Source organism: Aequorivita sp. IT1282, from assembly GCF_058068205.1.
In genome coordinates, this window is the sequence record NZ_JBYRHR010000006.1 from 61,063 (window position 1) to 74,991 (window position 13,929).

At 37.6% G+C, this 13,929-nt stretch carries 12 protein-coding genes; all 12 read left to right on the forward strand.

The features are described from left to right. Window positions 1-86: 86 nt before the first annotated feature. The 12 genes from AC3RVG_RS13540 to AC3RVG_RS13595 all read left to right on the forward strand — a co-directional run bounded on the left by AC3RVG_RS13540 (window position 87) and on the right by AC3RVG_RS13595 (window position 13,836). Window positions 87-1,973, forward strand: coding sequence for a tetratricopeptide repeat protein (locus tag AC3RVG_RS13540; RefSeq protein WP_489692008.1), 1,887 nt, complete (start codon window positions 87-89; stop codon window positions 1,971-1,973). After that, window positions 1,973-2,743, forward strand: coding sequence for a LytR/AlgR family response regulator transcription factor (locus tag AC3RVG_RS13545; RefSeq protein WP_489692009.1), 771 nt, complete (start codon window positions 1,973-1,975; stop codon window positions 2,741-2,743). The genes AC3RVG_RS13540 and AC3RVG_RS13545 overlap by 1 nt, the downstream gene beginning before the upstream one ends. Before the next feature lie 285 nt (window positions 2,744-3,028). Beyond that, window positions 3,029-3,556 carry a nuclear transport factor 2 family protein gene (locus AC3RVG_RS13550; RefSeq protein ID WP_489692010.1) on the forward strand — a complete coding sequence of 176 codons (528 nt, stop codon included), beginning with the start codon at window positions 3,029-3,031 and terminating at the stop codon, window positions 3,554-3,556. Window positions 3,557-3,573: 17 nt separating this feature from the next. Then, window positions 3,574-4,578: an NADPH-dependent aldehyde reductase Ahr gene (gene ahr, locus AC3RVG_RS13555; RefSeq protein ID WP_489692011.1), complete on the forward strand. Its 1,005-nt coding sequence runs from the start codon at window positions 3,574-3,576 to the stop codon at window positions 4,576-4,578. Window positions 4,579-4,725: 147 nt separating this feature from the next. After that, a complete protein-coding gene (locus AC3RVG_RS13560) occupies window positions 4,726-5,664 on the forward strand; it encodes an NAD-dependent epimerase/dehydratase family protein (protein WP_489692012.1) in 939 nt (312 codons plus the stop codon). Window positions 5,665-5,699: 35 nt separating this feature from the next. Then, a complete protein-coding gene (locus tag AC3RVG_RS13565) occupies window positions 5,700-6,641 on the forward strand; it encodes a nuclear transport factor 2-like protein (protein ID WP_489692013.1) in 942 nt (313 codons plus the stop codon). Window positions 6,642-6,798: 157 nt separating this feature from the next. After that, window positions 6,799-7,134, forward strand: coding sequence for a hypothetical protein (locus tag AC3RVG_RS13570; protein ID WP_489692014.1), 336 nt, complete (start codon window positions 6,799-6,801; stop codon window positions 7,132-7,134). Window positions 7,135-7,302: 168 nt separating this feature from the next. Beyond that, window positions 7,303-8,658 (forward strand): MFS transporter, encoded by a 1,356-nt coding sequence (locus AC3RVG_RS13575; protein WP_489692015.1) that lies wholly within the window; start codon window positions 7,303-7,305, stop codon window positions 8,656-8,658. A 32-nt stretch (window positions 8,659-8,690) separates the two neighbouring features. Beyond that, window positions 8,691-9,872, forward strand: a complete 1,182-nt coding sequence (locus AC3RVG_RS13580; RefSeq protein ID WP_489692016.1) for a dipeptidase — start codon at window positions 8,691-8,693, stop codon at window positions 9,870-9,872. Between the two features lie 16 nt (window positions 9,873-9,888). Then, window positions 9,889-10,935: a proline iminopeptidase-family hydrolase gene (locus AC3RVG_RS13585; protein WP_489692017.1), complete on the forward strand. Its 1,047-nt coding sequence runs from the start codon at window positions 9,889-9,891 to the stop codon at window positions 10,933-10,935. Window positions 10,936-10,950: 15 nt separating this feature from the next. Continuing rightward, entirely contained in the window at window positions 10,951-12,252 is a 1,302-nt protein-coding gene (locus tag AC3RVG_RS13590; RefSeq protein ID WP_489692018.1) for an APC family permease, read from the forward strand. A 63-nt stretch (window positions 12,253-12,315) separates the two neighbouring features. After that, window positions 12,316-13,836: a tetratricopeptide repeat protein gene (locus AC3RVG_RS13595; RefSeq protein ID WP_489692019.1), complete on the forward strand. Its 1,521-nt coding sequence runs from the start codon at window positions 12,316-12,318 to the stop codon at window positions 13,834-13,836. Window positions 13,837-13,929 lie beyond the last annotated feature (93 nt).

Sequence of the window (13,929 nt, forward strand, 5' to 3'; positions counted from 1 at the left end):
TTATTTTAGTCGAAATTTTCAACCCCCTATTTGGTAAAGAAAATCTCCCTATCTTTAGAAGTAACTAACAATCAATCAATAAACCAATGAAACGACTATTACTAGCACTAGTACTAGCTTGCGTTTCGTGGAGCAGCCTCCCTCAAGCTTCTTCTCAAGCACAAGAAGACACGCTTAAAAGTTCGTATTTAAATTCGGAAATAACGATTCCGAAGAGCAAAGACACGCTTTCCGAATACAACAATTTCAAGAAAACCATTCAGCTTTCCAAAAAAAATAACGATTTTAAAACCCTTGGTAAAGCCTATATAGATTTAGCAAAATGGCACGAAGATCACACCGTGCTCGATTCTTCCATCGTTTATTTAAATAAAGCCATTTCACTTTATAAAAAAGAGGAAATGACAAAACCGATGGCAGACACCTATCTTCTATTGGCGACCAACTACAGCGGCACAGCAGAATACGACAAAGGTTCTGAAGCAGTTTATAAAGCATTGGCGCTCTTTGAAAAAATAGATGATAAACGCGGAATTGCACAATGCTATACCAAAATTAGTGACTTGCTTTATTATTCAGACAGTTATGCCGAGGGTGCCGAATATTGTAAAAAAGCAATCGCAATTCAAGAAAAATATGGCTACGACGAAGATATGGCACTCTCCTTCCGGCGGCTTGCAGAAAATCAATTGTTTCTTGGCGATTTAGAAAAAAGTTTAGCAAATATGAATCGCGCCATCGAGTTATACAAAAAAGTGGGAATTACAGATGCGCCTCTTTTAGCTTGCTACAATGGCCGCGGTAATATCTTCAAATACATGGAACGCTACGACGAAGCCATTGCAGATTATACCGCTTGTTACGAAGGAGCAAAAAAAATAGGCCTCCTTCGCTACACGATGCCACCCACTGCAAATATTGGTCACGTATATATTTTACAGGGAAAATATGCTCAAGCGCTGCCTTATAACCTGAGAGCGATAGAAATTATGAAACGCATTGGCAACACCAAAAATCTTTGGGAAAACTATATGCATGTTTCAAACATTTATAGCCAGCTGGGCGATTATAAAAATGCTTTGGAGTATCATGAGTTATATGAACAAGGTCATTCGGAATACCTCAACACCATTATTGCTCGACAGGATAGCGAGCTGCAAGTAAAGTACGAAACGGCACAAAAGGATATGGAGATTTTAAACCAAGAGGCTAAGATTTCGCAACAACGAAAAACGCAAATTCTTTATATTGGTATTGCAGGATTGTTGGCCATTATTCTCTTCGGAATGTATTTTACGTTGAAGAACATTCGCAAAAAACGAAAAGCTTTAGTAACACTAAATACAGACCTGGACGCCAAAAACAAGCAAAACGTATTACTACTAAAAGAAATTCACCATCGCGTAAAGAACAACCTGGAAATGGTAAAAAGCCTCATCGCCCTGCAATCGGCAAAACTGGAAGACGGCGCCAGCAAAGAGGCGATGCTTGCCAGCCAAAACCGCGTGCAGAGTATGGGCATTATTCACCAAAAATTGTATCAAGGTGAAAACTTGGGCAGTATTGAAATGAAAGATTACTTTATAAATTTAAGCGAAGGTGTGCTAGACACTTTTAATGCCGAAGACAAAGTAAAAATTGAATGTGCAATGGACAACCTAAATCTGGATGTGGACACTGCCGTTCCCATCGGTTTAATTGTGAATGAATTATTGACCAATGCGTTAAAATACGCTTTCCCAACGGGAGAAAAGGGACTGATAAACATTAGCCTAAAAAAGGAAAATGATGTCTTATTATTAAAAGTTTCAGACAACGGCATCGGTAAAACAGAAGGTTTAAAACCACAAGGCACGGGTTTTGGAACACAATTAATACAACTACTTACCCAACAACTTAATGGTACGCTAACCGAAGAACACAACAATGGAACTACCGTTTTTTTTAATTTCAAAAACTTTAAAATCGCTTGATGGATAGAGCCGTAAAAATATTAATTGTTGAAGACGAAATGGTAATTGCAGCCAACATCTCCCTGCAGCTAAGCGATCTTGGTTATGAAGTTACCGGTATTTTGCCTCGCGGCGAAGAAGCGCTATCACAAATAAAAATTGAAAAACCAGACATAGTATTGATGGATATTCAGTTAAAAGGCGAAATGGACGGCATTGAAACCGCCAAGGAAATTGAAAAACAATACTATATTCCTATTATCTATTTAACAGCAAATACAGATGATGCACATTTTACGCGCGCTAAGGAAACACATCCCTACGCTTTTATTTCGAAACCCTTTAAAAAGCTAGATTTACAGCGTGCAATTGAATTGACTATTGATAGAATTTCAGTAGAAAACACTTCAGAAAACCAAAAAAACGGCAGTGGAAATGGCATAACGCCACCAAATGGAAATGCTACTGATTTCATTTTGAACGATCGCATTTTTGTTCGTCACAACGATAAAATGCTGAAAATAGATATTAAAGACATCTACTATATTGAAGCAGACCGCAACTATTGCCGCATCTTTTCGCAAGGCCGCGAATATCTTTTGGTAATGACTTTGAAAGATATTGACGAAAAACTTCCGCAAAATCACTTCCTAAGAATACACCGCTCTTATATTATCAATCTTTCACAAATAGATGAAGTAGCGGGTACGCACGTAGTAATATCAAGAAAAGCAATCCCGATGAGCAAAGCAATGCGCACCGAACTTCTTAAACGATTGCAAACCATTTAAATTTATTGACTTTTTGAATCAGGAGGATTTGAGCCACGACTTTTAAGGATTATTGTTTTTAAAAAAAACGATATTCATTATAGATAATCTGTCGTGAGTCTAAACGTCGTGAGTCCAAACTTCACTTTTCAATAAAATTCTCTTCGGCAAGTAAAACCCTTATTTCGGACAAATTTAAAGGCTCTTCGTCCTAGATTGCTTTTTATAATTATTGATATTCAGTTACTTAGTTCTCTCCTCGCAAAATTATTTTCAACTAACTAACCATTTAAATCATTAAAAATTATGAAAAGATTACTCTTTTTAGGACTTGCAATAGTCCTTTTGCTAACCGCTTGTCAACAACAAGAAAAGCGCTACACCCAACAATCGCCCGAAATTGACACCTACAAAAAAATAATTGATGCCTACGAAAAGCAAGACTGGGAAGCTCTTGCCAGCCACTATGCCGATACAGCCAAAATAATGAACAATGTTATTGAGGCAGAAGGCAGGTCCATAGCCGAAGAGGTAGCAATGGGCAAAGAGGATGCTTCACTTTTTTCCGGTTGGGACTATGTGGATGGGGAATCTGAATATGAAATGGTTGTTACTGACAAAGGCCAAACTTGGGTAAACTTTTGGGGTACTTGGAAGGGCACGCTTGCTGCCAATAACAAAACATACACCATTCCCGCTCACATCACAGCCCAATTTATGGACGGAAAAGTTGTAAAAGAATTTGGCTATTGGGACATCTCAAAAATCATGATGGATGTGCAAGCAATGCAGCAAGCAGATGCAGCTGTTGTGAAAGATTCAACCAACTTATAAATTAAATACTTAAACCGATGAAAGTTCATGGATATGCAGCCATTGCCCCTAAAGCAAAACTAACGCCTTATTCGTATGAATTAGGAGCGATAGGTTCTGAACAAGTTGATATTAAAGTTTCCTATTGTGGTCTTTGTCATTCAGATATAAGTATGATAAACAATGATTGGGGAATGACGCAATATCCAATTGTTACTGGTCACGAAATAATTGGAGAAGTAATAGCTGCGGGTAATGCGGTTAAAAATGTGAAAGTTGGGGATAAAGTAGGATTGGGATGGATGTCTTCTTCCTGCATGAGTTGTGAGCAATGTATGGACGGGCACCACCATCTCTGCGCTAAAAGCGAAGGTACTATTGTAGGTAGAAACGGTGGATTTGCAGATTATGTTCGTGGACATTGGTCGTGGGCAATACCGCTTCCGGAGGGTATAGATATGAGTAAAGCAGGCCCTTTGCTTTGTGGCGGAATTACAGTTTTCAATCCAATAATATTAGCTGGAGTAAAACCAACGGATAAGGTTGGCGTAATAGGAATTGGAGGATTAGGACATATGGCCGTTAAATTCTTAAAACATTGGGGATGCGAAGTGATTGCTTTTAGCTCAAACCCGAATAAAAAGAAGGAAATTTTGAATATGGGAGCCAGCAAGGTTATTAATTCAACAGTTCCGGAAGAATTAGAAAGTATTGCTGGAAAACTAAATTTTATTTTGAATACCACTAATGTAACATTGGATTGGAATTCATATTTAACCGCCTTGGCACCGAAAGGAAAATTCCATACAGTAGGCGCTGTTTTGGAGCCAATGGCAATTCCCGCATTCAGTTTAATTATGGGTGAAAAAACGGTTGGAGGAAGCCCAATAGGCAGTCCTGCATTAACGAAAACTATGCTCGATTTTTGTGTAAGGCACAATATTTATCCAGACGTTGAAGAATTCCCGATGGCAAAAGTAAATGAAGCAATTGAACACTTAGATAACGGTAAAGCTCGATTTAGGATAGTATTGAAAAATTAATCTCTATCAAAGCCTTCCCGACAAAATAGCAGTTTTGGAATCAAAAATCCCAAGGCCGGACTGGTATTGCAAGTGAAGAAGCAGTCAACCTGTTGGCTCTATTTATAAAACCATTTAGCCCCAATTCAATCCCTAAAATACGAGAATATGAAAACAGTAGGCATTATAGGCGGTTCTGGCTTTATAGGAAGCTTCATAACCAAGAAATTCTTAACAGAAGGTTTCAATGTGAAAGTATCTGTTACAGACATAAAAAAGAGTGAAAAGTATCAACATCTTTTCGATCTAAAAAATTCAGACAATCTGAATATCAGCCCACTTATGGTTGAAAATTTAAACGATTTAAAAGATTTTATCAGCGATTGCGAAATTGTAGTCCACGGCGGAACACCGTTTCAGCTTGATGTGAAAGACCCGCAAACGGAGTTATTCGACCCAACCATAAAAGGAACGGAGAATTTCTTGGAAGCGGTAAGTGAAACCCCTTTAATTGAAAAGATTGTTTTAATTGCTTCGGTGGCGGCGTATAACACAAATTTCCCAATGCCGGCTGGCGGAAAAACACCTCACGATACCTTTAGTGAAGCCGACGAACCTTTTATGAGCGAGGAAAGTCATCCGTATGCACAGGCTAAATTTATTGCCAACCAAACTGTAGAAAAATTCATATCAGCACACCCAAATCTTTCTTATGAAATCACTTCGGTTTCGCCTGTAGGCGTTATGGGGAAATCACTTTCTAATAGAGAAGATTCCACTTCAACTGGGTTGCAATTTCTCTTTAAAAACAAAATTGCACCCAATCCATTTGTACAAATGCTTTATGACACCGATGCGGAAATGGCTACGGTAGATGTTAAAGATGTAGCGGAAGCCGTTTTCAAAGCCGCTACAACTTCTGGATTGCACGGTAAAAACTATTTGTTGACTAGTGAAAGCTATCCTGTTAGCGATATGAGCTTGATGCTGAACCACCAAACCCCTAAAAATAAAGGAAGTGTAATTTATAAAAATACACTGGCAATGAACGATTTGGGAGTGAACTTCAGACCAGTTCAAGAAACCTTAAATAACTATTCAAAGTAAAAAAACAGAATATTAATCAATTAAATATATCAATAATGAAAACCATTAAAACAACGATTTTATCGGTAGTGATGCTTATAGCATTCATTTCGACAGCACAAAAAAAGAACGGAACTATTTACGTAGACCATCCAGCCATTACCACAGTGGAGGCTATGACTCAGGCCTTTGTTAGTGGAGACTCAGACAAGGTGGCGAGTTATCTGGCAGATGATTTTAGGGCCTTTAACGGCACAAGCGCCAATGCAAATGACAAGGGACAAGACAAAGCATCATTTTCAAATTCTGCAAAAGGATGGCATGGCGCTCTTGATTATTTTTCAATAAGCCGTACCCCGGGAGCCTATCCCGATGCATTGGAATATAAGGATGACAATCAAAAAGATGTGATGTGGGTGCAGACTTGGGAAGACTTAAAAGGTGTTCACAAAAAAACAGGCGTTAAAATAAACCAACCTATCCACCGATTATTTGTGATAAATAAAAATAACAAGATTCAAACTATTATAAGTTATGGTAACGATCTTGTTAATTCTGAAATCGGTCAAAGTTTTAGCGATAGAAAGAACGGCACCATCTATAACCATCACGAAAATATAAACTCCGTTCGCAACGTAATTTATGCTTTTGAAAATAAGGATTTGGACAAGGCATATACTTATTACGATGAAAATGCAAGGTTTTTGAATTCCAGCTCCCCCACATTTGAGAGCACTTCATTTGCAGATCAAAAAGTAATTGACAAAAAGATTAACGATACATACGACATTACAAGCATAGACATGGTTGGCTACCCAGACGACCTGCATTATGAAATGGGCGATAGCCATGTTGTGCTATCATGGTGGAACGTCAACCTTGTTCGCAAGGCCGATAAAAAAGTGATCGTCCTACCCATTCACTATCAAATGGATTTTAACAAAGAAGGCAAGATAACAGCCGAAACAGCTTACTACAATGCAAAGCTGTTAGATTAGGCCAGCCTTAAAATTGCAAGTTTTTAAAAACAGAATCCAAATTGAAATACCACAACAGCGAAGTAAAAGTTGCTATAATGAGGTAAAATAAGAAGTAAATGTGCGGTATGATTAAGCCGTATCGCACATTTTTAATTTGAATCATAAAATCATAGTTATGAAACAAGAACATACCCAATGGAGCAAGGAAGAACTGAAAACATACATTTTGCTACTCTGCTCCAAAGCAGATCAAATAGAAAGTGAGGATGAAATAACGCTAATAAAGGCGAAAACTTCCAAAGATATTTTCGATAAAATGAATCGAGAGTTTCAAAATGATCACGAAGATTCAAGCTTAGATAAAATTCAGGATACCTTAGAAAGACACCAATATTCGGAATTAGAACTTTGCCAATTGAAGAACGAAATTCAACAACTCTTCGCAGTAGATCGCAAAATACCAATGTCTGAAAGCAACCTGGGCCGTATTTTGGAGAATTTAATTTATTAATAATGAATACGCCTTTCAATATTAACCTTTAAGTATTTTAAAAATGAAAACAATACATATTTCAGGCGCAAACGGAAAAATAACCGCATTTCAGCAATACTTAGGTTTAGGAAAACAGTAAGAAAAAAATTCTTAAATAGGAATTCAAGCAAATTAGAAACAGGGATTATGAAACCCATTAAAACCAACTTACCGGCACTTTCCGAAAATACAACCTTAAGGTATTTTAATTTCATCGCACTATATTTTGCCCAAGGCGTACCAGAAGGAATGTTATTCTTTGGAATTCCGGCTTGGATGGCGATGAACGGAAAATCTGCTGGAGAAATCGCCAGTTTTGCGATAGCCTGTGGTTTACCCTGGAGCTTCAAATTTATAGTAGCACCCTTGATGGATCGCTATACTATATTAGCTATGGGAAGAAAAAGGCCGTGGGTAATTTTTGGCCAGTTGGGATTGATGACCAGTTTTATTATGATGGCATTTTTACCCGATCCATTAAACAACTTAAACCTTTTAATGTTGGCAGGTTTTATAATTTCTTTTTTTGGGTCTTTTCAGGATGTCGCCACAGATGGAATGGCAGTAGATATTATTCCTGTAAATGAACAGGCTCGTGCAAATGGGTTTATGTGGGGTTCAAAAATAATCGGAATATCGGCTTCCTTGGCATTGGGAAGTTGGCTTTTAAACAACTACAGCTTTTCGGTTTCTATTGCAACACTTTCTGTCTTGGTAGGTTTAATAATGCTTGTACCTATTTTTTTAAGAGAGAGACCCAATGAAAAGATACTGCCTTGGACTAAAGGAAAAGCTTCTCCACAAAACCAAAAACTGCAGGCGAAAAAATGGAGTAAAATTTTCAAATCATTATATAGCGTTTTTAAATTAAAGAATTCGTTACTACTTGCGGTTATTGGTTTCATTATCGCTGGCTGCATCAATTATATGGATATTTTATTACCCATTTTTACCGTAAAGGAATTAGGTTGGACAGACCTTGCCTATTCTCAAGTATTTGCAACCACTTCTGTAATTGGAGGAATTAGTGGCATGCTCATTGGTGGTTTTTTGGTAGATAAATTCGGCAAAAAGCGAATGTTGAATTTCTACTTCTTCGCTTGGATAGCTTCAACGGTTGCCTTAGTTTTTATGAAAACTTTTTGGGTTGACACTTTTTTTATTAATGCATATATGTTTGCTTACTCCACTCTAGGTGTTTTTTGCCAGATTGGTTTTTTTGCTATTGCCATGCAATGTTGTTGGAAAAAAGTTTCTGCCAGCCAATTTACATTATATATGACTATTTCGAATATTGGCCGTATTGTATTTGCAGCATTAATCCCCCCAATTAAAGATCATTTTAGTTGGGAAATTACCTTGTTGGCCTTTGCAACTTTTGTGGTTCTGGCCTGGATTTTATTGCAATTTTTAAATATAGAACATCAAGTAAAAAACGTTGTACATTTAGAGAATAAAGACATTGAGAATGAAAGCATGCTAGTAAAGGCAATAGGAGTATAAAAAATAATTAAATCTAGAAATGAACCAAACCAATGAAAACCAAAATACTTCTCTTCAGCTTAATTGTAACGTTTCAACTAAGCGCCCAAAACTATCAAAAAATTCACAACAAAGCTTTACTAATTGATACTCACAATGATTTTCTAACCCAAAATATGGAGAAGAATTTTGTTTTCGACACCGACTTAAAGGGCAAAACCCACAGCGACCTCAATAGGATGAAGGAAGGCGGCGTAGATGTACAATTCTTTTCAGTTTTTAGTGATGGCGACCAGCCTAATCCGTATGCTTTTGCAAATAGACAAATAGATAGTTTGGATGCCGTTATACAACGAAACCCTGATAAAATCGTGAAAGTCGGCAATTCAAAAGAACTTTTAAAAGCTGTAAAACAAAACAAAATCGCAGCCTTGATTGGCGTGGAAGGCGGCCATCAATTCGAAAACGATTTAGGCAATCTTGAAGCGCTTTACAATCGCGGCACGCGCTATATAACCTTAACTTGGAACAACTCTACTCCGTGGGCAACAAGTGCTGCAGATGAAACCAATCCCGAAGGCGCGAAAAATTCCGAGGGAAAAAATGGGCTTACCGCTTTTGGAAAACAAGTAGTTCAAAAAATGAATAGTTTGGGGATGATGGTAGATATTTCGCATGTTGGCGAACAAACGTTTTACGATGTAATTGCAACTACGTCAAAACCAATAATCGCTTCGCATAGTTCGGTTTACAGCATTTGTCCACATCGTCGAAATTTAAAAGATGAGCAAATAAAAGCTATTGCTAAAAACGGTGGTGTAATTCAAATAAACTTTAATTCAGGGTTTATAGATCCTTCTGTTGAGCCACGAGAGACCGCATTTCTGGAAAATCACAAAATCGAAATTGACTCTCTCGTAAATACGGGAATGTTTCAATATCACGCTGAAGAAGCTATGTACAGAAAATATACTGATGAATCTTATGACCTACGCGCACCTTTTAATTTTGTTATTCAACATATAGAATATATTATTAAATTAGTGGGTGTAGATTATGTAGGCATTGGTTCCGATTTTGATGGCATTTATCAGCCACCAAAACAATTGGATGACGTTACTACTTATCATTTAATCACAAAGGCTTTGGTTGAAAAAGGCTACAGTGAAAAGGATATTAATAAGATTCTCGGCGGAAATCTGCTAAGGGTTTTAAAAGCGAATGAAACTAACTAATGTAAAACTGACCTTCATGAAAACCGCACTTTACTTTTTAATCATTTCAGCAAGTGTTCTTTTAAGCTGTGCCGAAAAAAAGGAATCTACAAAAACCGAAACCGATAGCAAATCCAGCTACATGGATTATTCGAACAGCGACGACCAAATAACAGGTGGTATCAAAATGATTCCTATTAAAACTCCAAAAGGAACTTTCAATGTTTGGACAAAACGCATGGGTAACAATCCAAAAATGAAGGTTTTGTTGCTTCACGGAGGTCCCGGCGGAACTCACGAGTTTTTCGAGAATTTTGACGGCTATCTTCCAAATGAAGAAATTGAATATATCTATTACGATCAACTGGACAGTTATTACAGCGATAAGCCAAACGATTCTACCCTTTGGACCACCGAACATTTTGTGGAAGAAGTAGAACAAGTTCGCAAAACTTTAAATCTAGATAAAGACAATTTTTACTTGCTCGGCCAGTCGTGGGGCGGAATCTTGGCAATGGAATACGCACTGAAATATCAAGACAATTTAAAAGGTTTAATAATTTCAAATATGATGGCGAGCATTCCGGAATACGAAAAGTATGCTGAAGTATTGGGAGCCCAACTTCCTCCAGAAATTTATAAAGAAATTAAAGATTTGGAGGCGAAGGAAGATTTCTCAAATCCCAGATATGCCGAATTGGTGATGAACAATTATTATACAGAACACATTCTTCGCAAACCTTTGGATGAATGGCCAGAATTTATCAATCGCGGCTTTGGCCACCTCAACCCAAATATTTATATCTATATGCAAGGTCATAGTGAATTTGGCGTTACCGGAAATGCAACTTTAAAAGGTTGGGATGTTTCCGAAAGGTTGAAAGAGATTAAAACACCAACACTAATGATTGGGGGGAAATACGATACTATGGATCCAAAATATATGGAATGGATGAGCACCCAAGTGCAACACGGAAGAAGTTTAACCGTAAATGCAGGCCACGTTTCACAATATGACGACCCAGAAAATTATTTCACTGGATTGATTAAGTTTATTAAAGATGTGGATAACGGCTCATTCTAACTTGGCAGTAATTCAATGAAACAACCAGACGAAGAATTAATCAGAACTGTTGGTGTTTTAGGCTTATCCGCCAATATTATGAACATCATAATTGGTGCGGGTATTTTTGCTTTACCTGCCATTATTGCCGCGAACATGGGCTCATCAAGCATTATTGCTTATGTTATTTGCGGTATTCTGCTAGCTTTAATTATGCTCTGTTTTGCCGAAGCAGGAAGCAAAGTAACCAATACTGGTGGTGCATACACTTTTATTGAAACTGCTTTTGGTGACTATGCCGGATTTTTGGGCGGTATTTTTTATATGGGCTCTTCCCTAATGTCTGATGCTGCGGTATCCAATGCTTTAGTGAATGTACTGGCTTCCTCCTATCCTATTTTTGCAAATGAAGGGGTACGATTAGGGTTTCTGTTCGTCATCTTTTTCGGATTGGCAATTATCAACGTTATTGGAATAAAACAAGGGATTGGCTTGGTGAAATTCTTTGTTATCGCGAAACTAATTCCATTACTCCTACTTATACTTTTTGGATGGATAGCTGTATCTGCAGATAATTTATCTATTGAAGCCATGCCCAGTATAGAATTAGTTGGAAAGACATCGCTCATCTTGTTTTTTGCCTTTGTTGGCGGCGAAAACGGATTGATTGTAGGTGGTGAAATTAAAAATCCAAAACGTACGATTCCAAGAGGTATTTTTATAGGCATTACATCGGTCGTAGTTATTTATATTTTGATACAAATGGTATCCCAAGGTGTTCTGGGCAGCGAGTTGCCAAATTATACAGCCTCACCACTAGCCGAAACTGCTAAAGTAGCATTTGGACCAATAGGATTCGTTGTATTAATCGTTGGTGCTGCCATTTCCATGTTTGGATTTTTAAGTGGTGAAATATTGAATGCTCCCAGAATTCCGTATGCTCTAGCAAGAGATAAAGTAATTCCGCTACCTTTTTTGGCAAAAATCCATAAAAAGTTTAAGACGCCCTACTTGGCAATCATCACATATGCTACCATTGCTTTCATTATTGCCGCAACAGCAAGTTTTGAACAATTGGTAGTAATTGCGACCAGTTCAATATTACTTATTTATTTGGGCGTTGTCTTGTCTGTAATCAAATTACGTTACACTCAAAAGTCGAAACCAGACGAGTTTAAAATCCCAGGCGGATTAACGGTTCCGATCATTTCCATATTTATCATTTTCTATTTTCTATCATCACTAACCTCCAAAGAAATGTTGGGAACGGTTATTTTTATAGGGGTGTTAACCATTATCTTTTTCGCTATTAAACTTTTCAAAAAGAAAGAACTGTGATAAAGCGCTCCTGACACGTTGTGCAGAAATCGCTATCTTTAAAAACTTTCTAAATTATTTTCTATGAGATTTCTAACCTCTTTTTTTATATTACTTTTTATAATTTCATGTAAACAACAGAAACCTGCAAAGGATTTTTTGGGTGTTGTAGACATTTCAGTCAGCGGAAAGGAGAGTGCACAGCCACACTTTGAAAAAGGATTGCTACTGCTTCATTCCTTTGAATATGAAGATGCCCGCGAAGCATTTCAAAAAGCACAAAAGGAAGATCCCGAAATGGCAATGGCTTATTGGGGCGAAGCAATGACGCACAATCACAGCTTATGGCAAAACCAAGATTATGAAGCTGCCACAGCTGCATTAGAAAAACTTGACGAAATTAATTTAGATGAAAAAACCGTAGAACTTGAACAGGATTTAATTAAAGCCGCACAAATACTCTACCAACCAAAAACCGAAAAAACACAACGCGATATCGCCTACGCCGATTTTATGGAAGGTTTGTACAAAAAATATCCCGCCAATCAAGAAGTAGCTGCCTTTTACGCGCTTTCCCTTTTAGGTTCCGTGCCCGAAGGAAGAGATGACGATCTTTATGGAAAAGGCGCCAAAATTGCTAAAGGTGTTTTAAAAGAAAATCCAAATCATCCCGGCGCGCTGCATTATTTAATACATTCTTATGACGATCCGGATCACGCTGCACTTGCATTGGACGCCGCCAATGCATATTCAAAAGTAGCTCCCGATGCCAGCCACGCTTTACATATGCCATCGCACATTTATGTAGCAATGGGTATGTGGGATGAGGTAATTTCGTCAAATATTGCTTCATATCAAGCAAGTATTACAAGGATGCAGCAGAAAAAACTGGACAATGATGCGCGTGGATATCACGCTTTTCATTGGTTAGAATACGGCTATCTTCAGAAAGGAAATTACGAAGAAGCTAAGAAAATGGTACTCGATATGAAGAAGTATGCTTCCGAAAATCCATCGAAAAAAGCAAGGGTTCATTTAGTATTCTTAAAAGGAACTTATCTTTCTGAGACAGATGACTGGGAAAGTGAAATAGCAAACATTCCAGTAGACATAGCCGATTTAAATATTTCTGTTCGCTCCCAATATCACTTTATGGAAGGGATGAAAGCGTTTAAAACGGGCAATATTAAGAAGCTAGACAGCACCATCAATATTATGAGTCAGGACCAGAAAAGGGAATCGTTCGTTATTGCGACAGGAAGTTCTAAACTATGCTCCAGTGTTAGCCGCGATGAAGCCACGGAAATGGATTTAAAAGAAACTGAAATTAGGCAAAACCAACTATTGGCACTTCGTGCTGACTTGAATAATGATCTAAAATCTGCGGAAGAATATTTAAAGAAATCCATAGCTATTGAAAATACTATAAGTTACAGTTACGGGCCACCATTCATCCAAAAACCTACCCACGAACTTTATGCAGATTGGCTGCTCGTTCAAACTAGAAATGCAGACGCCACAAAACAGTATGAGCTTGCGCTAAAAAATGGACCCGGCAGAATGCAAGTTTTAAAAGGGATAGAAAAAGCAAAACCAGTACTATAAGCTTTATATCCAAAAGAGGGCATAGGTTTCTAATTTTCACTTTCTACATTGCGAGCACAAATGCTTTTCCTTATCTTTAAATTCTGAAAAAAA

Bases quoted from the DNA above. Each gene is read 5' to 3' on its own strand.
- AC3RVG_RS13540 (WP_489692008.1), top strand. From the start codon at position 87: ATGAAACGACTATTACTAGCACTAGTACTAGCTTGCGTTTCGTGGAGC.
- AC3RVG_RS13545 (WP_489692009.1), top strand. From the start codon at position 1,973: ATGGATAGAGCCGTAAAAATATTAATTGTTGAAGACGAAATGGTAATT.
- AC3RVG_RS13550 (WP_489692010.1), top strand. From the start codon at position 3,029: ATGAAAAGATTACTCTTTTTAGGACTTGCAATAGTCCTTTTGCTAACC.
- ahr (WP_489692011.1), top strand. From the start codon at position 3,574: ATGAAAGTTCATGGATATGCAGCCATTGCCCCTAAAGCAAAACTAACG.
- AC3RVG_RS13560 (WP_489692012.1), top strand. From the start codon at position 4,726: ATGAAAACAGTAGGCATTATAGGCGGTTCTGGCTTTATAGGAAGCTTC.
- AC3RVG_RS13565 (WP_489692013.1), top strand. From the start codon at position 5,700: ATGAAAACCATTAAAACAACGATTTTATCGGTAGTGATGCTTATAGCA.
- AC3RVG_RS13570 (WP_489692014.1), top strand. From the start codon at position 6,799: ATGAAACAAGAACATACCCAATGGAGCAAGGAAGAACTGAAAACATAC.
- AC3RVG_RS13575 (WP_489692015.1), top strand. From the start codon at position 7,303: ATGAAACCCATTAAAACCAACTTACCGGCACTTTCCGAAAATACAACC.
- AC3RVG_RS13580 (WP_489692016.1), top strand. From the start codon at position 8,691: ATGAAAACCAAAATACTTCTCTTCAGCTTAATTGTAACGTTTCAACTA.
- AC3RVG_RS13585 (WP_489692017.1), top strand. From the start codon at position 9,889: ATGAAAACCGCACTTTACTTTTTAATCATTTCAGCAAGTGTTCTTTTA.
- AC3RVG_RS13590 (WP_489692018.1), top strand. From the start codon at position 10,951: ATGAAACAACCAGACGAAGAATTAATCAGAACTGTTGGTGTTTTAGGC.
- AC3RVG_RS13595 (WP_489692019.1), top strand. From the start codon at position 12,316: ATGAGATTTCTAACCTCTTTTTTTATATTACTTTTTATAATTTCATGT.